Origin of the sequence: Variovorax sp. CF079 (assembly GCF_900101545.1) — a bacterium.
In the GTDB taxonomy this organism is placed as follows: Bacteria; Pseudomonadota; Gammaproteobacteria; order Burkholderiales; family Burkholderiaceae_C; genus Variovorax.
Genome location: NZ_FMZU01000029.1, coordinates 58,441 through 77,397 on the forward strand (window position 1 = coordinate 58,441; position 18,957 = coordinate 77,397).

At 64.2% G+C, this 18,957-nt stretch carries 16 protein-coding genes and 1 pseudogene; 8 read left to right on the plus strand and 9 right to left on the minus strand.

From position 1 onward, the window contains the following. Positions 1 to 40: 40 nt before the first annotated feature. A complete protein-coding gene (locus BLS74_RS30170) occupies positions 41 to 1,009 on the plus strand; it encodes a LysR family transcriptional regulator (RefSeq protein WP_093111117.1) in 969 nt (322 codons plus the stop codon). A gap of 17 nt (positions 1,010 to 1,026) precedes the next feature. On the opposite strand, the gene BLS74_RS30175 is transcribed toward BLS74_RS30170, so the two are convergent. Next, the gene (locus BLS74_RS30175; RefSeq protein WP_093111119.1) at positions 1,027 to 1,938 is read right to left on the minus strand and encodes a LysR family transcriptional regulator; all 912 of its coding nucleotides are present in this window, start codon (positions 1,936 to 1,938) and stop codon (positions 1,027 to 1,029) included. 102 nt (positions 1,939 to 2,040) lie between these two features. Here BLS74_RS30175 and BLS74_RS30180 point away from each other — a divergent pair, with 102 nt between their 5' ends. The 6 genes and pseudogenes from BLS74_RS30180 to BLS74_RS30205 form a co-directional block, all read left to right on the plus strand. Beyond that, complete coding sequence (locus tag BLS74_RS30180; protein WP_093111121.1) at positions 2,041 to 2,772, plus strand: SDR family NAD(P)-dependent oxidoreductase; 732 nt, start codon at positions 2,041 to 2,043, stop codon at positions 2,770 to 2,772. 49 nt (positions 2,773 to 2,821) lie between these two features. After that, entirely contained in the window at positions 2,822 to 3,892 is a 1,071-nt protein-coding gene (locus BLS74_RS30185; protein WP_093111123.1) for an alkene reductase, read from the plus strand. An 11-nt stretch (positions 3,893 to 3,903) separates the two neighbouring features. Next, entirely contained in the window at positions 3,904 to 4,728 is an 825-nt protein-coding gene (locus BLS74_RS30190; RefSeq protein WP_093111125.1) for a pirin family protein, read from the plus strand. 53 nt (positions 4,729 to 4,781) lie between these two features. Continuing rightward, a complete protein-coding gene (locus BLS74_RS30195; protein ID WP_093111127.1) occupies positions 4,782 to 5,387 on the plus strand; it encodes an isochorismatase family protein in 606 nt (201 codons plus the stop codon). A gap of 304 nt (positions 5,388 to 5,691) precedes the next feature. Then, positions 5,692 to 6,795 (plus strand): efflux transporter outer membrane subunit, encoded by a 1,104-nt coding sequence (locus BLS74_RS30200; protein ID WP_093111159.1) that lies wholly within the window; start codon positions 5,692 to 5,694, stop codon positions 6,793 to 6,795. Between the two features lie 479 nt (positions 6,796 to 7,274). Further along, a pseudogene (locus BLS74_RS30205) lies at positions 7,275 to 7,436 on the plus strand (IS5/IS1182 family transposase); the annotation flags it as partial. A gap of 97 nt (positions 7,437 to 7,533) precedes the next feature. On the opposite strand, the gene BLS74_RS30210 reads toward BLS74_RS30205, so the two are convergent. From BLS74_RS30210 to BLS74_RS30245, 8 genes are read right to left on the minus strand one after another with little or no spacing between them, the layout of a single operon-like run. Beyond that, positions 7,534 to 8,556: a YeiH family protein gene (locus BLS74_RS30210; RefSeq protein WP_170855777.1), complete on the minus strand. Its 1,023-nt coding sequence runs from the start codon at positions 8,554 to 8,556 to the stop codon at positions 7,534 to 7,536. Beyond that, positions 8,553 to 9,740 (minus strand): acetylornithine deacetylase, encoded by a 1,188-nt coding sequence (gene argE, locus BLS74_RS30215; protein WP_093111131.1) that lies wholly within the window; start codon positions 9,738 to 9,740, stop codon positions 8,553 to 8,555. The genes BLS74_RS30210 and argE overlap by 4 nt, the downstream gene beginning before the upstream one ends. Then, on the minus strand, positions 9,740 to 10,705 hold the full coding sequence (locus BLS74_RS30220) for a tripartite tricarboxylate transporter substrate-binding protein (RefSeq protein ID WP_093111133.1): 966 nt from the start codon (positions 10,703 to 10,705) through the stop codon (positions 9,740 to 9,742). Before BLS74_RS30220 ends, argE begins: the two co-directional genes overlap by 1 nt. Before the next feature lie 3 nt (positions 10,706 to 10,708). Continuing rightward, positions 10,709 to 11,689, minus strand: a complete 981-nt coding sequence (locus BLS74_RS30225) for a Bug family tripartite tricarboxylate transporter substrate binding protein (RefSeq protein WP_093111135.1) — start codon at positions 11,687 to 11,689, stop codon at positions 10,709 to 10,711. A 39-nt stretch (positions 11,690 to 11,728) separates the two neighbouring features. After that, a complete protein-coding gene (locus BLS74_RS30230; RefSeq protein WP_093111137.1) occupies positions 11,729 to 13,339 on the minus strand; it encodes a thiamine pyrophosphate-binding protein in 1,611 nt (536 codons plus the stop codon). A gap of 8 nt (positions 13,340 to 13,347) precedes the next feature. Continuing rightward, a complete protein-coding gene (gene acdA, locus BLS74_RS30235) occupies positions 13,348 to 14,559 on the minus strand; it encodes a 3-sulfinopropanoyl-CoA desulfinase (protein WP_093111139.1) in 1,212 nt (403 codons plus the stop codon). Next, positions 14,547 to 15,776 (minus strand): CaiB/BaiF CoA transferase family protein, encoded by a 1,230-nt coding sequence (locus tag BLS74_RS30240; protein ID WP_093111141.1) that lies wholly within the window; start codon positions 15,774 to 15,776, stop codon positions 14,547 to 14,549. Before BLS74_RS30240 ends, acdA begins: the two co-directional genes overlap by 13 nt. Further along, positions 15,773 to 16,972 carry a pyridoxal phosphate-dependent aminotransferase gene (locus BLS74_RS30245; protein WP_093111143.1) on the minus strand — a complete coding sequence of 400 codons (1,200 nt, stop codon included), beginning with the start codon at positions 16,970 to 16,972 and terminating at the stop codon, positions 15,773 to 15,775. The genes BLS74_RS30240 and BLS74_RS30245 overlap by 4 nt, the downstream gene beginning before the upstream one ends. 100 nt (positions 16,973 to 17,072) lie before the next feature. Between BLS74_RS30245 and BLS74_RS30250 the strand changes: the two genes are divergently transcribed. After that, positions 17,073 to 17,978: a LysR family transcriptional regulator gene (locus BLS74_RS30250; protein ID WP_093111145.1), complete on the plus strand. Its 906-nt coding sequence runs from the start codon at positions 17,073 to 17,075 to the stop codon at positions 17,976 to 17,978. The last annotated feature ends 979 nt before the right edge of the window (positions 17,979 to 18,957 follow it).

An 18,957-nucleotide genomic window follows, 5' to 3' on the forward strand; every position in this document is an offset into this window, starting at 1 on the left:
ATCGATGACATTCCGGAAATGAAAAAATAGAATTCGTGATATGTCATCAACACATATCAAGGCAGGCCACCCCTCCCGTCTCCTGTCGCGGCAGGTCGATCTCAACCTGCTCGAACTCTTCGAGACGGTCTATCGCACGCGAAACCTGACCGCGGCCGGGTCACAGCTCGGCCTGAGCCAGCCGGCGGTCAGCCGGGGCCTTGGGCGGCTTCGGGAGATGTATGGGGATGCGTTGTTCGTCCGGCAACAGCGCGGCGTCGTGCCGACGCCCTTTGCCGACTCGCTGGTGTCTCCCGTGAGCTCGGCGCTCGAGATCCTCCGCTCCACCGTCCACCGGCCTACCTTCTGTCAAGCCGAGGAGGCACGCACGTTCAGGGTCTCCATGAGCGACATCGGCGAGCGACTGTTTCTTCCACGCCTGATGCGGCACCTGGCCGAGGTGGCCCCGCAGGTCATCATCGAGGTCGTTTCGCCGAGCCAGGGCGAGCTGTTCGACGGGTTGGCGTCGGGCCAGATCGATCTTGCGGTGGGCTATCTGAGCGACCTGGGCAAGCAGATGCACCAGCGCCGCCTGTTTCGCGAACGGTTCGTGTACGTGGCCCGCAAGGATCACCCAGGCGTCAAGGGCAAGCTGCGCCGCGACCAGCTACGGGAACTGGCGCATGTGGTGGCGGGCCCCGAAGGACAGCAGCACGCCGCCGCCGTGGAGAAGGTGCTGTCAGGGAGCCGCGTCAAGGCAAGGGTGGCACTGAGAGTCCACAGCTTCCTGTGCGTGGGGCCCATCGTCGCGAGCACCGACATGATTGGCGCGGTGCCCAGCAACCTGGGGGCGGTGGTCGCTCCCCATATGCAGCTGCAGCTCGTGGAGCCGCCGGTACAGTTCCCGGCTTTCGATGTCTCGATGACGTGGCATCAAAGATTCCATCGCGACCCCGGCAGCGAGTGGCTGCGCAGCGTGTTCATCACCCTGTTCGACTCCCTGAGGGTGCCATTCGAGACCGAGGCGTAGGCGGCGACGACCCGCGACTATTGGCTCTTCTTCTGCTTGGATTCGGTCGGGCGAGCTTGCTGCCCCAAACGCTCCTGAAAAAACTCAATAAAGCGCTGCGTCTTCGCCGGCAGCAAGCGAGTTTCGGTCAGGGCATAGACCGGTATCGATTTACCCTCCCAGTCAGGCAGTATCCGGCGCAGCCGACCAGTTGCCAGGTCCTCGGCGGCGATCTCCTGAGGCAGCAATATCACGCCCAGATCCAGCGTCGCCAAGCGCCGGAACATGCCGACGCTGTTGACATGAAACCGCCCCCCGACTTCGACCTCGACGGTTTCTGCTTCACGATGCAGTGTCCACTTGCCTGCCTTGGGAAAGCCCAGGCACTCGTGCTGCGCCAGGTCGGCGGGCTGCGTTGGCTCGCCCGAGAGTTCGAGGTAGCGCGGCGAGGCATAGGCCTGCACCGGCAGGCGCGCAAGCAGACGGGCGATCAGGTTCGAGTTCGCTGATTCGCCCATGCGGATGGCCACATCGAAGGGTTCGGTGACCAGGTCCACTCGCCGGGGGGTGAGGTCGAAATCGAAGGTGATGCCAGGGTAGCGGCGAGCAAACTCCGCGATCAGCGGCGCCATGTAGATCGTGGCGAAGTCCACCGGCAGCGACGCGCGCAACAGGCCGCTCGGCTGCGCCAGCATCTCGCCGAGCTGCTCGTGTGCGATCCGCGCCTCGTCGACGATGCGCCGGCAGCGCTCGTAGTAGAGCTGCCCGGCCTCGGTCAGCTCGACCTTGCGTGTCGTGCGATGCAAAAGACGCAGGCCAATGGCTTTCTCCAAGGCGCTGATTCGCCGGGACAGGGTCGAGTTCGGCACCCCCGTTGCATCGGCCGCACGACGAAAGCTCAGCGTGTGGGCGACCTCGACAAACAAGGCCATGTCGTTCAGCAGTTCCATCCAGATTGCGCTATTTATGGATCAATGTTTGCCAGTCTACCGTCTTTATCTCTTCAGTAGATTAATCGAAGATACGTCCATCGCATTCGTAGGAAGGTAAACATGTCCAAAGGAACCGCAGTCGTGACCGGAGCCGCCAATGGCATCGGTCAGGCCTATGCCCAAAGGCTCGCCGCCGATGGCTTCGATATTGCTGTCGCCGATGTTGTCGATGCCGCCGCAACGCGGGCGCTTGTCGAGGCCGCCGGGCGCAGGTTTTTCTCGGCCATCGTCGATGTGACTTCGCCCGCCTCCACGCTGCAGTTCGCCACTGACGTTAGCGCCAACATGGCGCCGGTTGTCGCGCTGGTGAACAACGCCGGAATCTATCCGTGGAAGTCGTTCGAGGACACCGACTACGAGACTTGGCGCAAGGTCATGGGTGTCAACCTCGACGGCGCCTTCCTCATGTGCAAGGCCTTCGTCCCGGGAATGGTTGCACGCAGGCACGGACGCGTCGTCAACGTCGCAAGCACCACGTTCTGGCTGAACGCTCCCGAGATGACGGCCTATATCGCGAGCAAAGGGGGCGTCATCGGATTGACGCGCGCACTTGCCAGCGAAATCGGGGCATCTGGCGTGACCGCCAACGCGATCGCACCCGGCCTGACCAATACCAAATCGATGCGCGGCGTGAACGAAGAGATCTACGAGTACCTGCCGAAACAGCAGGCGATCCCTCGAGTGATCGAACCTCAAGACCTGGTGGGGGTGGTCTCGTTCCTCTGCTCATCAGATTCCGCGTTCGTCACCGGTCAGACCATCGTCGCAGATGGTGGGCAAGTGCGGGTTTGACGCCGGCCTCGCCATCTTCTTCCCTCCCTCACATCCCAAGGAATTCACCATGAGCCAATTGCTCACCCCCGTTCGTATCCGCCGCTTCATTGCTCCCAACCGTCTCGTCATGGCGCCCATGACTCGCTCCCGCGCCGACGGCGACGGCGTTCCGAGCGACCTGACCGTCACGTACTACGCCCAGCGCGCCAGTGCCGGCCTCATCATTTCCGAAGGCGTGTTTCCGTCCGCCATGGGCAAGGGCTATGTGCATACGCCCGGCATCGAAACCGAGGCTCAGGTTGCCGCCTGGAAGAGGGTGACCGAGGCCGTGCACGCCCGCGGCGGCCGCATCTTCATGCAACTGATGCATTGCGGCCGGGTCTCGCATCCCTCGCTGCTCGATGGCGCAACGCCCGTAGCCCCCTCGGCCGTCAAGCCCGAGGGCCAGGCATGGACTCCCGCTGGCCAGGTCGATTTCGTCACGCCCCGTGAGCTCAGCCTGACCGAGATCGCCGGCGTCATTGACGACTACGCCCAAGCCACCCGCCGTGCCATCGATGCGGGCTTCGACGGTGTGGAACTGCATGCGGCCTCCGGGTACTTGCCAGAACAGTTCCTCTCATCGGGCAGCAACCAGCGTCAAGACCTGTACGGCGGTTCGGTCGAGGGTCGCGCCCGCTTCGTGCTCGACGTGCTGGATGCGATGGCTGCAGAGGCTGGTGCCGACCGCGTCGGCATCAAGATTTCGCCGGAGATGAACTACAACAGCATCACGGATGCTGCGCCCCAGGAGACCTACGCCTATCTGGTCGACCAATTGCGTGGTTGGGGCCTGGCTTATCTGCATGTCGCTCTATTCGGTGCGAAGTTCGACTACCACGCTCTGCTTCGTCCGCGCTTTGAAGGCGCCTACCTGATCGGTGGTGGTCTCACCCAGGACAGCGCCGAGAGTGTGCTGTCCGAGGGCAAGGCCGACGCGACCGTGTTCGGCAGCGCCTTCCTCGCGAACCCGGACCTGCCGGAGCGCTTCCGCCAAGGCGCCGCGCTCAACGCACCGGACCGCAACACCTTCTTCGCGCCGCCCACCGCCAAGGGATACATCGACTATCCGGCGTTGGCCATGGCCGAAGTCGCTTGAGGCAGGCTGTCATGACCACGACCGCCCGCATGCATCGCGCCAACCGGGGAAGCCATTTCCGGGCCTATGGCCTGCATGGCTCCGATCCGGCGCAATTCGATCCCTTCATGGGCATCGACCATGCCTGGATGAGTGCGCCCACGTTCCCGCCGCACCCGCACGCCGGGTTCTCCGCGGTGACCTATCTGTTCCTCGACTCTGAGACTGGCATTGCCAATCGCGACTCGCAAGGGAACAGGACGCTGATCCAGCCGGGCGGCCTGCATTGGACTGCGGCCGGGCGCGGTGTGGTTCACGAAGAGAACCCAGCGGTGTTTGGAAGTACCGTGCACTTGCTGCAGATCTTCGTCAATCTCCCCCGGGAACGGCAGGACGCGGCGCCGTTTGCGCTGAGCCTGGCGCCGCAGGACGTGCCGGTGGTCCAGCGCCCCGGCGCACGGGTCCGCGTTCCCTTGGGCAGCTTTGGCGGCGCGCACTCCCCGCTGGCGCCTCCGACCGATGTCACCTTGCTGGACATCTCGCTGGAGGCGGGCGCTGAACTGGAGCTGCCATTGGCCGCGGGACAGCGAGCCTTCGCCATGCCGATCTTCGGCAGCGCGGAGCTCAATGGCGAGAGCTTCAGCCTCGACAACCTCGGTGTCCCGATCCTTCCTGTCGTGCGCGAAGCGATGACGCACAAGCTCGTCGCCAAGCCTGGCGGGGCCAAGGTCGCCGTGTTCATCGGCGAACCGCTGCACCAACCCGTGCTTTCGAACGGCCCTATGGCCTTTGCGAGCCAAAAGAGTCTGACCGCGGCAACCGCCGCTTACCACCGCGGCGACTTGGGACAGCTGTAACAGGCCGCCACACCCCGGGGCATGTGCCCCATTTACTTCCCAGGAGATACATCATGAAGGTTGAACGATTCACTGCCGACAACGCCGCCTTGCTGCTGATCGACCATCAGGTCGGCACCATGCAACTGATCAAGAACATCGACCGCGAACTTGCAGCCAAGCAGTCGATTGCGCTGGCCAAGATGGCGAAGATCCTCGGCATGCCGGTCGTGATTACGTCCAGTCAGGAAGATCACGCCCAAGGCCCGATTCTCCCGAAGATCGCCGAGATCCTTCCCGAAGCGCACGCGGCACGGGTCAAGCGCCCCGGCGTGGTCAACGCCTGGGCCTACCCCGACTTCCGCGATGCGGTGCTCGCCACGAAGCGCAAGAACCTGATCATGGCGGGCGTGACCACCGATGTTTGCCTGATCTTCCCGTCCATTGACGCTGCGCTCGAAGGCTTTGCCGTGCAGGCCGTGATGGATGCTTCGGGATCGCCCAGCGATCTTTCCGAAGAGTTCTCCCGCCAACGTATGCACGATGCGGGCGTCGTGCTCACCGCCACCAATACGCTCATGGCAGAGATCGCACAGGACTGGTCCACGCCCGTCGGTCAGCAGCTGATCGGCTTGTTGTTCAGCGATGTGTTCCCGGCCCTGGGTGCCGGCATCGCTTGAACCACGCCTGAAAGCCGCCGCATCGAGCAGATGCTGCCGGCCTTCACCTGCGGCCAGCCGATACGGCTTCCTGGTGAGCGCGAGAGGCGCTCCCGGTTTTGCATCGTCAGCAGACCTTCGTGAGCCAGTGCAAACCGGCACGGCGGTCTTCACATTCCGGTGAACCACTGAAGCCGCCGTTCATGTGCTGGCGAGTCGGCTGCGCGGCAACGAGAGGTCCAAGCGGCCTCTCTCTCTCTCTCTCTCTCTCTCTCTCTCTCTCTCTCTCTCTCTCTTGTTACTCGAGCAGACACGAATGGTATTCATGAGAACAGCAGCATCGTCGCCCAAGCGCGACATGCACCGCCCATCGCATGGTCTGCATCTGGCGGTGCTAGCCCTGGTCGGCGCCTTGGTGCTGGCCGGATGCTCATTCGGGAATATCAAACCGTCGTCCGCCCTTGGCGATCCCGCAGGCCTGGCGGCGAAGGACGGGTTGGGCGGCATCGTGGTCTCCGACGCCCGCTGGCCACAGGAAAAGTGGTGGAAACCATTCGGTGATGACCAGTTGAACCTACTGGTTGAAGAAGCTCTGGCCGATAGCCCAGGTCTGCGCGGCGCCGCTGCACGTGTTCGCCAGGCTGAAGCGCTGCAAGGTCTGGCCCAGGCGCAACTGATGCCCCATGTTGACGCCAATCTGAGCAGTACGCGCCAGAGGTTCAGTGAAAACGGCACCACGCCGCACCCGGTCGCCGGCACGTGGCAGACGGTCAACCAGGGCACGCTCAACGTTGGCTATGAGCTGGACTTTTGGGGCAAGAACCGATCTGCCGTCGAAGCGGCATTGGGTCGTCTGAAGGCAATGGAAGTCGATCGCTACGCGACCCAGCTCATGCTGTCCTCGGCCATCGTTCAAGCCTACATCGAGCTGGAGCAAGGCTACGAACAGCTTGCGATTGAACAAAAGATGCTCAAACAACAGGAGGAGATTCTCTCGCTCACGCACCGGCGCTTCGAGGCCGAGCTGGACTCCAAGATCGACATCAAGCAGGCACAGGCATCCATTCCCGCCACTCGCGCCAGGATCGCCGCATTGGGCGAATCCATGGAACTGAGCCGGAACAAGCTTGCGGCATTGCTCGGCAAAGGGCCGGACCGAGGACGCGTGATCGGCAAACCCCAGCTCAAGCGCCCCGACACAGTGACCATTCCCAGTGTCCTGCCAGCAGAGCTTCTAGGCCGCCGCCCTGACGTCGTCGCCCAGCGCTGGCGCGTGGAGGCAGCAAGCCACGAGATCGAAGGTGCAAAAGCGCGCTTCTATCCGAACGTCAACCTGTCTGCCTTCGCGGGCCTCCAAAGTCTCGGATTCGATGTGTTCACGGAGGGCGGCAGCCGCCAGCGAACTTGCACTGCAGTCGGCTCTATCTAACGAAGGCATCTTGGCACGCCGTAAGGTGGTCTTAACGGCAGCGCATTTTGTGGGCTTGGCTGCGGTCGTCGCATCATCCGACCTTGTGCTCACGCTTCCGTGCAGGCTTGCCGAGGCGATGGGAAAGGGGGAACCTGGTATTGCTGTTGCCCCGCTGCCGTTCTTGTTACCGCCATTCCCAGTCGCAATGCAATGGCATGACAGATTCGATGGCGATGGCGGCCACAGCTGGCTTCGGCAGCTGTTGACGCAGCATCTCGGGCATCTGCCAATGCCGCTATAGGGCGGCGATGATGCTGATCAGGGACATCCGTGGAGCCAGGAGGCCGGCAGACAAGGCCCTTGCCTCGTGCACAGCGGCAGAACCAAATGCCGCGAAGCTTTCCATTGCTTCTCGGTTAAGGAGATGCTGATTGATAGGTTGCGGCGGGCACGGCGCATGCATGCGTGAAGGCACTGCAAGTCACAGCACCACCGAGATGAACCAACGCAGCTTTGCCAGTGCCGAGTACGCGATGAAGAAGAAGCGCACGCGACGCGAGAAGTTTCTGGCCAAGATGGAACGCGTCGTGCCGTGGGCGCGACTGATTGCCGTGATCGAGCCGCTGTACCCCACGAGCGGGCGCGTCAGCCGACAGCCGGGCGGGCAGAAGCGGGTCGTTCGACGCCGCGCGCCGGGCCTGCTGGGTGGTTGAATCGCGCCCGTGCGCAGGATCGCTAAACAGTCCCGACGGAAACTCAGGCGATGAAATGGATGCAAACGAGCACGAACATTGCTAGCCACAGCGTCTCGGCAGCCAATAGAACCCCAGTGCGCCATCCCGCACTCGCGAGCTTTCGCATTGAACTCTTCGCACCCAACGCCGAGACGGCGATTAGCAAACAAAACCGAGAGCCGATGTCGGCTGCGGAAACCGCGGGCTGCGACATCCAGGACAAGGAGTTCGCGGCTGCCAGGGCCACAAACAAAATCAAGAACCAAGGGAGCACCGAAATCCCAGCCTTTCCGGCCTTGGACGCTCTCCGATAGGCGAGTGCGGTCACGGCAACGACCAGCGCCAGCAGCGAGACGCGAAGCAGCTTCACCACGGTCGCGTACTCGCCAACGGTGTCGGAGAGCATGAAGCCTGCGGCCACCACCTGGGCGACATCGTGGATCGTGCCCCCGAGGAGCAGGCCGGCCTGGGGCGCCGTAAGCCGCAGCAGCGTTGCCACCAATGGGTACGCGACCATCGCCAGCGTCGACAAGGCGGACACGGCCACGACCACCACGAGGGTGAAGCGATCCTTCTCCGGCCCCTTGGGCAGTGCGGCTGCCAGCGCGAGGGCAGCGGATGCACCGCAGATCGCCGTGGCCCCACCGGACAACAGACCCTTCCAGCGAGCCATCCCCAATCGTGATGCAAGCAAGACCCCGAAGACAATGGTGGTGACAACGGCGGCGGCCACTATTCCTACGTGTACCAGGCCCAGCCCCGAGATTTGCGCCCAAGTGATCCGGGCGCCTAGCAGCGCCACGCCCCAGCGCAACAACGTGCGAGCACACAAGTCAATGCCCGGGGCGGCGAATTCACCTTGAGAGAGCGGGTGCAGTGCCGCGCCAAGGAGGAGCGCATAGAGGAAAGTTGAGCCTCCGAATTGTGACGCGAGATGCGCGGACGCGGCGGCTGTCGTCGCACACAGTGCGACTCCGGTCGCGTGTTGCTGCAGCCAAAGCCGAACTCCTGCGGCTGCCGACCCAACCCTCAAAGAGACAGTCACGCGTGCGCCGCCGGACTCAATGCTCGCGCCCCGAGCAGGTTCTCGAGGAAGGTTTCGCAAGCTGCCAGCTCGGACTTGAGGATGAACTCGTCTGCCGTATGTGCCTGCTCGATACTCCCGGGGCCGCAGATGATCGTTGGGATACCCGCTGCTTGATACAGCCCGCCTTCCGTCGTGTAGCTCGCCGGAAGCCCGTTTTTCGCGCCTGCTCTCAACGCCGCTGCCGCAATGCGCTCGGCCGCCGCGGAATGCGCCAGTGCCGGCACCGATGTGCGGCATTCCAGCACAACGCGCGATGGCACTACATGCTCGCGCATCCGCGCTTGCGCCGCTGCGACCGCCCTTCGGATCGGGTCGATGACCGCTTCAGGGTCCGTGGCGGGGAGGTAGCGCAAGTCGAAGTCGAACTCGGCCGATTCGGGGATGACGTTGCTCGCGTGCCCTGCCGCGATCCGGCAGGTCGCTAGCGTCGAATGGGGAACAGCGAACCCGGCGTCGTGCTCCGACTGCTTCACGGCCGCCGCAAGCTGCGCCACCTGGGTCACCATCGCGCAGGCCACTTCCGCCGCGTTCACGCCTGTGCCGCTGAGTGAAGAATGCGTCGCATGCCCGGTGACGCGACAGCGGTACGAATGCCGGCCTTTGTGGGCACGCACGACACGCATTTGCGTGGGCTCGCCGATGATGCACGCACCCGGTCGGATGCCGGCCTCCGCAAGGTCCGCGAGCATGGGGCGCACGCCCAGGCAGCCGATCTCCTCGTCGTACGTCAACGCGACATGCAGCGGCCGCTCCGGCGCCAGGCACTCGGCGCGAGTGGCCACTGCCAGAACGGCTGCCAGAAAGCCCTTCATGTCGCAGGTGCCGCGGCCGTAGAAGCGCTGTGCATCTTCGGTCATCTGGAACGGCGGTCGGCTCCACTGCTGGCCTTCAGCCGAGACCACGTCCGTATGGCCGGACAACAGCAGGCCTCCTGGGCCTGCTCCCCGGGTGGCGAACAGGTTCGCGCGCTGACCGTCCCCGGAGCGTGTGAACCGTGCGGTGAAACCGGCGACTTCAAGCGCCGCGCGGGCCACCTCCAGCAAACCCAGGTTGGATTCGCTGCCTGACACGGTGGCGAAACCCACCAGCTTGCGCAGCCATTCAACTGCCTGTGGCGAGGGGCCCGTCATTGCCGCGGTCATCAAGACGCTTCCAGAGAAATGCCGCCGGCTTTGGCGACGCGTTGCCATTTCGCGAACTCCGCTTGCAACTCCTGCGCGAACACTTCGGATGAGTTACCCAGCGGGACCGCGCCCAGTTCCTCTATCCGAGTGCGCAGTTCCGGGCGAGCCAAGGCTGCCGCGACCGCTTGCTGCAAGCGCTGTACCGTGCCGGGGGGCGTGCCGGCCGGCGCCACCAGCCCGAACCAAGCCGGGTCGTTGACCGCGGGCAAGCCGGACTCGGAGAAGGTTGGAACGCTTGGCAGATGCGGCAACCTGGCGGGCCAAGCAACGGCCAACGCGCGCAGGCGCCCCGACCTGACGTGCGGCAGGGATGCCGGGAGATTGTCAAACAGCACCTTGATCTGACCAGCCATCGCGTCGGCGAGCGCCGGGCCTGCGCCGCGATAAGGGATGTGCAGCATGTAGACGCCTGTCGCCTGCTTGAACAGCTCGCCCATCATGTGGCCCAGCGAGCCGACCCCGGGCGAGCCATATTCCAAGTAGGACTTCGGATCACGTGCGAGCGCCACGAACTCGCGCATGTCCTTCGCGGCCACAGCCGGATGAACCGATACCACATTGGGAACGCGGGCCAGGTTGCTGACCGCAACGAAGTCCTTGAGCGGATCGTAGGGCGCGTGTTTCATGACCGCCGGATAAATACCGTGTGTGCTGACCGTAGCGACCCCGAGGGTGAAGCCGTCGGGTGCGCTCCTGGCAACATGGTTTGCCCCCAGGCTGCCGCCCACCCCCGAGCGGTTTTCGACAATGACCGGCTGGCGAAGCAGCTCGGACAGCACGGGCGCGACCATTCGCGGGATCAGATCACCCGATCCCCCCGGCGCGAACGGCACCACGATGCGCAATGCTTTTTCCTGGGCTCGCACCGAGGGCACGGCCAGACAGCTGGCGGCAGCTGCCGCGATGAGTTGACGGCGTTGCATGGTCTACTCCACCTTGATGCTGGCCGCTCTTGCGACGCTCGCCCAGCGATCCACTTCCGAAGAGAGGAGCTTCCCAAGCTCTTGCGGGGTACCACCGCCGGAATCGGCGCCCAACGCTTTCCAGCTGGCTGCGAACGCAGCGTTGTGAAAGGCGCTGTTGACTGCCTGGTTCAGCCTTGCCATCACCACCGGCGGTGTCGTCGAAGGCGCGAACAGTCCATACCAGCTCGACGCGTCGTAAGCGGTCACCCCGCTCTCGGCAATGGTTGGAATGCCAGGCAGATGGGTCGAGCGCTCCCGTGAAGTCAGGGCCAGCACGCGCACGTTGCCGTTGCGGATGTGTTGCAGCGCCGAAGGCATGGTCTCGAAGCAGACCTGGATCTGGCCCGAGATCAGGTCGATCATGGCCGGGCCCGAACCCTTGTAGGGCACGTGGGCCATCCTGGTTCCCGTCGAGCTCTTGAACTGTTCGGCCATGAGATGGTGCAGCGTGCCGCTTCCGGGTGTTCCGTAGTTGACCTTGTCCGGATTGGCCTTGAGGTATGCCACGAGCTCCTGCACGGTTCTTGCCGGGAAGCTGTTGTTCGCAATCAGCACATGGCCGACCCGGCCCAGGAAACAGGCAGGTGCGAAGTCTCGGCGGATGTCGTAGCCGAGCTTGGGGTACACCGATTGCGCGATGGCGTGGTGCGCCGCTGCGAACAACACGGTGTAGCCATCGGCAGGCGCTTGCGCGACAAACTGCGCGCCCACGGTCCCGCCGGCGCCTCCGCGGTTCTCGACGATGACTGGTTGGCCCAGTTCCTTGCTCAGTTGTTGCGCCAGCGCCCGCGCCAGGATGTCGACCGTGCCACCCGGTGGGAAGGGAGCCACCAGCCTGACCACTTGGCCAGGGTAACTGCCCGGAGCGGATTGCGCTCGGGCGGTAACGAATGGCGTGAGGCCGAGGCCGGCGAGCGTGGCGAGGCAATGGCGTCTTGTCATGAGGTCTCCTTTTTTTTGCGGGGCGTGCGTCGGATGACTTCAGATCCGCCCGTCGTAGGCCTTGCGCGAAATGCGACAAGAGATGAGCGAGAACACGCCCGCCGCCAGGCTCGCGGCAATAGCCTCTTCCAGCTGCGTGCGCGACGCCACGTCGAAGCCAAGCCCGCCCATGGCTCGTGCCACCCCGGCGAAATCGGTACCGTCGAAATCCACACCCAGGTTCGGCTGGCCATTGGCCCGCTGCTTGATTTCGATCAGCGACAACGACTCGTCGGCAAACACGAACACGATCACCGGCGTGCCGGCATCGCGCGCCGTCGCCAACTCACCCAGCGTCATCTCCAGGCAGGCGTCGCCGGTGAAGACCGCGACAGGACGCTGTGGCTCGGCCAGCTTGGCGCCGATTCCCAGAGGAAGCGAACAGCCCATGGTGCAAAGCCCGCTGGACTGCATCAGCGAGCGTGGTTCGAAGCATTGCCAGGTCTGGCTCAGCAGGATGCGGTGAGCGCCACTGTCCACCGAAGCCACGGTCTGGGGCGGCAGCAATCTGCGCGCCACGTCCACGATGGCACCCGGTCCCCAGGCTTCGTCGGTGCGATAGATGGCAGCCAGTGCGGCCCTGACCTGCGCGACGTCTTTGGCGGACCATTGCGAAGACCGCAGCACCATGCCCTCGCGCAGAGCAGCCAGCCCTGGGGCGATGTCGCCGACAAAGGAGTGCGAGGCCTGGTGCATGTAGTGGGTGTTGCGCGTTGCAGCGAACTCCACCACGCGGTGGCCTTCGTCCCAGATGTTGCGCCAGCCGGCGCGCATCTCGATCGGGTCGTAGCCGGCCAGCAGGATCAGGTCGGCATCCTTGATGAGCGGCAGCAGCACCTGATCGGCCATCGGGGACAGGCCGGCGCCGCCCAACACCATCGCGTTGCGCTCGTCCACGATGCCCTTGGCCTTGTACGTCGTGATCAGGGGAATGCCCAGGTCATCGACCAGACGGCGTACCTCGTCCTCGGCGTGGTGGTAGAGGGCGTCCACGCCGGCGATCATCAGCGGACGCTTGGCGCTTGCCAGCCAGTGTCGGGCCTGCTCCAGCGCTGGCGAGGGTGCAGGCGACACCGGCGCGGGACGGGCTCGCCGCGCACCGCGCGAGACGGCCGCTTGTGCCGTGGCAACCGAGATCGGCACGTCGATGTGCACTGGTCCGGGAGGATCGTCCAGTGCGATGGCGATGGCCTTGTCGATCAGCGCCTCTGCCGCGCCCGCCGTCATCCGCAGCGTGGCCTTGGTGATCGGCCGCATCAGCGCTGCGTGGTCGAAGATCTGATGCGTGTACGTGGCCGCCTCGGCCTCGTCAACGCACCCGGTGATGAACAGCATCGGCACCCTGTCCTGGAATGCGTTGGCCACCACGTTGATGGCGTTGGCTACCCCCGGACCGAGCGTCGCGATGAGCACGCCGGGGGCACCGTTGCGATGGAAAGCACCCTCGGCCATGAAGCCACCCGAGTTCTCGTGCTTCACGAGGGTGAACTGCACGCCCGCCTCATCGATGCCTTTCATGACGGCCAGCACCTCGCCGCCCGGAATCCCGAACGCGTGCCGGCAGCCGGCCTGGTGGAGCTTCTGCCCGATGATTTGTGAAACCGTAGCCATGCGAACCTTTAGCTTTGTAGAGTGGACTTGAGGGTGAGGCGCGAATACCCGTCTCGCGTCTGCGGCAGCTTCATGCCAAGCAGGCTGGCGGCGATCTGCGTGCGCAGGATTTGCGCGGTTCCGCCGGCGATGGTGAACATGCGGGCATCCCGGACGTGGCGCTCCAGCGGGTGATCGCGGCCGAAGCCGGAGGAGCCATGGATCTGGAGCGCGTCGTTGGTGACTTTGTTGGCCATCTCGGCGGCGAAGACCTTGGCCTGCGCTGCCTTGGCCATGTCGGGAAAAGGCGTTCCGCTGCACGCGGCCGCGTGCAGGAGATGCCTCGCGGCTTCCAGCTGCATCGACATATCGGCGAGCATCCACTGCAGGCCCTGAAACTCGGCGATCGGCCGGCCGAACTGGTGGCGCACCTTGGCGTAGTCGAGGGCCTCGTCGAATGCACGCTGCGCGATGCCCAGTGCCACCGTTCCGGCGCCGACCCGCTGCGCGTTGTAGGCCTGCATGAGCGCAGCAAAGCCGCGCGCCAGGCCACCCGGCGGGACGATCAGCATGGACTTGTGGATCTTGAGGTCGTGAAACTCGAGATGCGTCTCCGGGATGCCACGCACGCCCATGGCGAGCGTTCTCTTGCCGACCATGAGCTCCTTCGGTGAATCGCCGTCTCGCACGCAGATGAAGGCGCCGATGCCATCCTCCACGCCCTCGTCGAATACCCGGGCAAAAATGAGATGCAGGCGCGAGACGCCGCCGCCGGTGATCCAGTACTTCTCTCCATTGAGGTAGTAATGGTCCCCACGCCGATCCGCCCGAGTCGTCATTTCACTGGCGGCACTGCCGGCACGCGGCTCCGAAATGCAGATGGCGGGCTTGTCGCCGTTCAGCACTTCACTTGCGGCAAGCTGTTTCTGCTCATCGCTGCCGTAGGCCATGATCGCGCCGATGGCGCCCATGTTGGCCTCGACAGTGATGCGCCCCATCGTGGCGCAAGCCCTCGCCATCTCCTCGACGACGACCACTGCATCGTGGCAGCTCAGGCCCTGTCCGCCCCATTTGCGGGGGATGGTCATGCCCATGAAGCCTGCGGCGCGCAGCTTCGCGACATTGGCCCAGGGGTAAGCCTCGCTGCGGTCGGTCTCCGCGGCGGTCGGCAGGAAGTCCGCATCGGCCAGTTCACGGGCGCGCGCCCGCAGGGATTCTTGTTGAGGCGTCAACTGGTACATGCGGCACTTTCCGTTGAGGTGGGAGAACAATCGCGCGCCAGCCAATCGCGGAGGATTTCGGCGCCGTGTTCGTTCAGCCGCGGCGGCAGCTGGCGGTACGAAGGCGGGGAGGCGGACATCTTCAGCGGGTTGGCGAGCAGCCCGATCTCGCCGCCCGCCGCCCATTCACAAGCCATGCGCACCTCGGCGCCGCGCGCCTTCACGTGCGGATCGGCGAACACCTCAGCCAGGTTGTTGACGGGGCCGCAAGGTACCCCGACCTTTTCCAGGGCGGCCAGCCACTCGGCGCGCGGACGCAGCTTCAGCTGCTTCTCGATCAGCTCGCACAGTGGCCCGCGGTGTGCCACACGTTGCGGATTGGTCGAATAGCGGGTGTCTTCGGATAACTTCCGCAAGGACGCTGCGGCGCAGAAGCGGGCGAACTGCGCGTCGTTCCCAACGGCAAGGATCATGGGTGCATCGGCAGTTGCGAATACCTGGTAGGGCACGATGTTGGGATGCCCGTTGCCCAGGCGGTCCGGTACCGTGCGGCTTGTGAGGAAGTTGGTTCCGGCATTGACCAACCAGGCGATCTGCGTGTCGAGCAGCGAGATGTCGATGTGCTGGCCCACACCGCTGGCGTCGCGGTGCCGTAGCGCGGCGAGGATGCCGCACGCCGCATACATTCCGGTCATCACGTCGGCGATGCCGACCCCGGTTTTCATGGGTTGGCCCGCAGGCTCTCCGGTCAGGCTCATGATCCCGCCCATTCCCTGGATCAGGAAGTCATAGCCGGGGCGACTGGCATAGGGGCCGGTCTGCCCGAAACCGGTGATGGAGCAGTAGATCAACCGCGGGCAGCGTTCGCGCAGTTGGTCCCACCCAAGGCCGAATTGCGCCAGGCCACCGGCCTTGTAGTTTTCCACCAGCACGTCCGCGCGCGCGACGAGATCCAGCACCAGTTCGCGTCCAGCCGCGCTGGCCAGGTCTATCGCGATCGACCGCTTGTTGCGATTGGCGCAGAGGTAGTACGCGCTTTCGTCCGTGTCGCTGCCGTCGACGCCTTGTACATAGGGCGGGCCCCAGCGCCGCGTGTCGTCGCCTTCGCCGGGCTTCTCTACCTTCACGACGTCGGCGCCCAGGTCACCCAGCAGCTGGGTCGCCGCAGGCCCAGCCAGGATGCGCGACAGGTCCAGGATACGCACGCCTGCGAGGGCCGCTGGCTCGAAGCCGGTCACGACAGCTTCCCCAGTGCGCAAGCGATGCGTTCGGCCGCGAGGCGCAGCATCTCGTCTGACGTCGCATAGGAGAGCCGCAGGAATCCGGGCATGCCGAAGCCCGATCCCGGGACAACCGACACGCCCTCGTCCAGGAGGTAGGACGAAAGGGCGACGTCGTCCGCAAGCAAGGTCCCGTCTGGTGTCGACTGCCCCATGAAATGCCGGCAGTCGGGGAACAGGTAGAACGCACCCTCGGGTTTCGGCGTGCGCAGGCCGGGGATCGTGCCGAATCGTGCGAGCAGCAGGTCGCGCCGGCCCTGGAAGATCGCGCGACGCCGTTCGAGTTCGTCCTGGGGCCCTTCCAGCGCGGCTGCAGCGGCGGCCTGGGATATCGACGAGGTGTGCGAGTTCACCTGCATCTGGATCTTGGTCATGGCGTCGATCAGTGCCAGCGGACCGCAGCCGTAACCGACTCGCCAGCCTGTCATCGCGTAGGCCTTGGAAACGCCGTTCACGGTGAGGATGCGGCCTGACAGGTCAGGCGCCAGCGCGGCCAGCGTCGCGAAGCAGATGCCGTCGAACAGGATGTGCTCGTAGATGTCGTCGACCAGGATGAAGAAATTGCGATGAACGCTGCGGCGAATCACATCCGCGAAGGCCATGAGCTGCGCGGCGGTGTAGGCCGTGCCGCTCGGATTGCTGGGCGAGTTCAGCACCAGCCACTTGGTTCGCGGGCCGATCGCGGCCTCCAATGCCTCTGGCGACAGCGCGTACCCCGCTTCGGGCGTGGTGCCAATCGGCTTGAGCACGCCGCGGTTCATGCCGACGATGTCAGCGTAGGAGGCCCAGTACGGGGCGGGAATCAGGACCTCGTCGCCAGGGTTGAGGGTTGCGAGGAAGGCTTGGTAGATCACCTGCTTGCCGCCGCAGCCCACGCTGATATTCGCGGGCGAGCAGTCGATGCCGTTGCCGTCGCGAAACTTTCTCGCGATGGCTTCGCGCAAACGAGTGGAGCCATTGATCGGGGTATAGCGGGTCTGGCCTTCGGCGACGGCACGCACCGCGGCTTCCCCGATGTGCTGCGGCGTCGGGAAGTCCGGCTCGCCCAGCGTCATGTCGACTACAGAGCGGCCGCCCTGGATCGCCTGCCGCGTCCGCTCCGCCATGACTTGGATGGGAGAAGGACGCAGGGTCGCAATCATTTCAGAAAACATATCTCTCATGAATTTCTTTGGTCTGGCGTTCGCGGTGTGCTGATTGCTGACGCAAGTCTAGAATTCACGAACCTCATGATCAATTGAATTTGAATTCAACATGGACGATCTGGACGCCCCCATTCCGACGCTGCGTCAGTTGGAGCTTTTCCTGTCTCTCGCGTCTGCAGACAGCATTGCCGCTGCGGGAGCGCGGCTGGGCATGACGGCGTCTGCGACGAGTCACGCTCTGCGAGCGCTGGAGGACACGCTCGGCGCAGCCGTGGTGGATCGCAACGCGCCATCGGTCGCCCTGACCCACGCAGGTCAGCAGATCCTCCCGCACGTCAGGGATGTGTTCGCGTCCTTGCGCCTGATCCAGACAACCGCGAGTGCAAGTGCGGGCTTGAAGACGGGGTTGCTGCGCCTGGGATCTTTTGGCGCCAGTTCGTCGCTGAAACTGCTGCCCCCACTTCTGGAAGCTTTCAAGGTCCGCTATCCCGGCGTCGATGTCTTCGTGACGGAAAAGGCCGACGCCGAGATCTGTCAGGACTTGGCCGAGCGCCGCATTGAGATTGGGGTGGTGACCCTTCCCAGGCCCGAGTTTGATACCCAGGTTCTTGCCGTGGACGAGCTTGTCGCCGTGCTTCCGCAATCGCATCCGCTCGCCAAGTTGTCAGTCGTCTCCGTCAAGCAGCTCGGCGAATATCCCTTGGTCCTGACGCACGCCGGCTCGCAGGGACTGGTGGCGCGCATGTTCTCGCGGGCAGGCGTGCGCCCGCGTGTCACGCACGACTTGACCCAGTTGTTGTCGATCCTGGAGTTCGTCGCGCGCAATCATGGCGTTTCCGTGATTGCTTCTCTTGCCTTGCCGGATCGCCACCCAGGTGTGGTGTATCGCAGCATCTCGCCGCAATCGTCCCGGCGTGTGGGATTGGCTTGCCTCAACGAGCGGCGGCTCTCTCCGGCGGCACATGCCTTCTGGACATTGGTACGGAAGGGATCCGTACGGCAGAGCAACCGTTGACTACTCTGGGGAGAGGCGGCCAAGAAGCGGTTCGTCTAGGGAACAGCTGAACATTGGTCCAGTCGAAAGCAGGTTTTGGTACGAAGCCGCTTGCCGCCCTTCGTCTTCAACCAAGTAATCCTCGGCATGCTTAGCAAGTCCACATTGAGCATGCCGTGTCACGACGTAGATGCCAAACGGCGCAGCTTCCCCGATGTACCTTGTCAGGACGGCTTCGATCCGATGCTGAGTGCTGAGATTCGTTCTTGTGCGATCCCAGCCAGCAATCCCACCGGTAGAGTTCTCGATCCCATTGAGCAGTTCCAGGACGTCGCGACGAAGACCGATGCGACCACTGCGGTGCCGGGGCCCGTGATCGAGCTGGGACTTTTCATGAGCGCCGTCGGATGCGGTGGGGTTGGGGTCCCTGACATTTCAGCCAGATGGGATCGGTAGGCAAGACCGGATGCAACCATCAGCGAGGGGTTAGGCAGGGGGGCGAGCAACTTCGTGTCCGCCGGCGTCGGGAAGCTGTCGTGAACGGCTTCGAGCCGGCGGCCCTCGCGGGCGTGCGCATCCTGGACCTGTCGCGCATCCTGGCTAGGCCTGCCAAGGGTGTTGTAGAACGGAATAGTCCGACCTTGAGTCTCCCGGTCGGTGTGAAGTTTTCCTCGGGAAGTAGCACCTCGAGGCGGGCGCCCCGGTTCAACATCGGCAGAATTGAGCCATGACCGAGCCTGGTGTCCTCAGTGATGACGCGCTGATTGAGCGAGCACGCCGACTACGGCTACTTGCCCTCCGAGGGGATCGCTACGCTCATGGGCCCGCGCACGAGTTCGAAGTGGAGGTGCGACGGCGCATGCGCGAAACCTCGTCGCAGATGCCGCTTGAGCGCAAGCTCGAAAGGCGGCCGTTCTGGAGGTTCTGGTAGCTGCGCCTCCGAACTTGCGGACCGTCTGGAGCGCGACCTTTGGCGGATTCCCATTCGCTTGAATGCAGC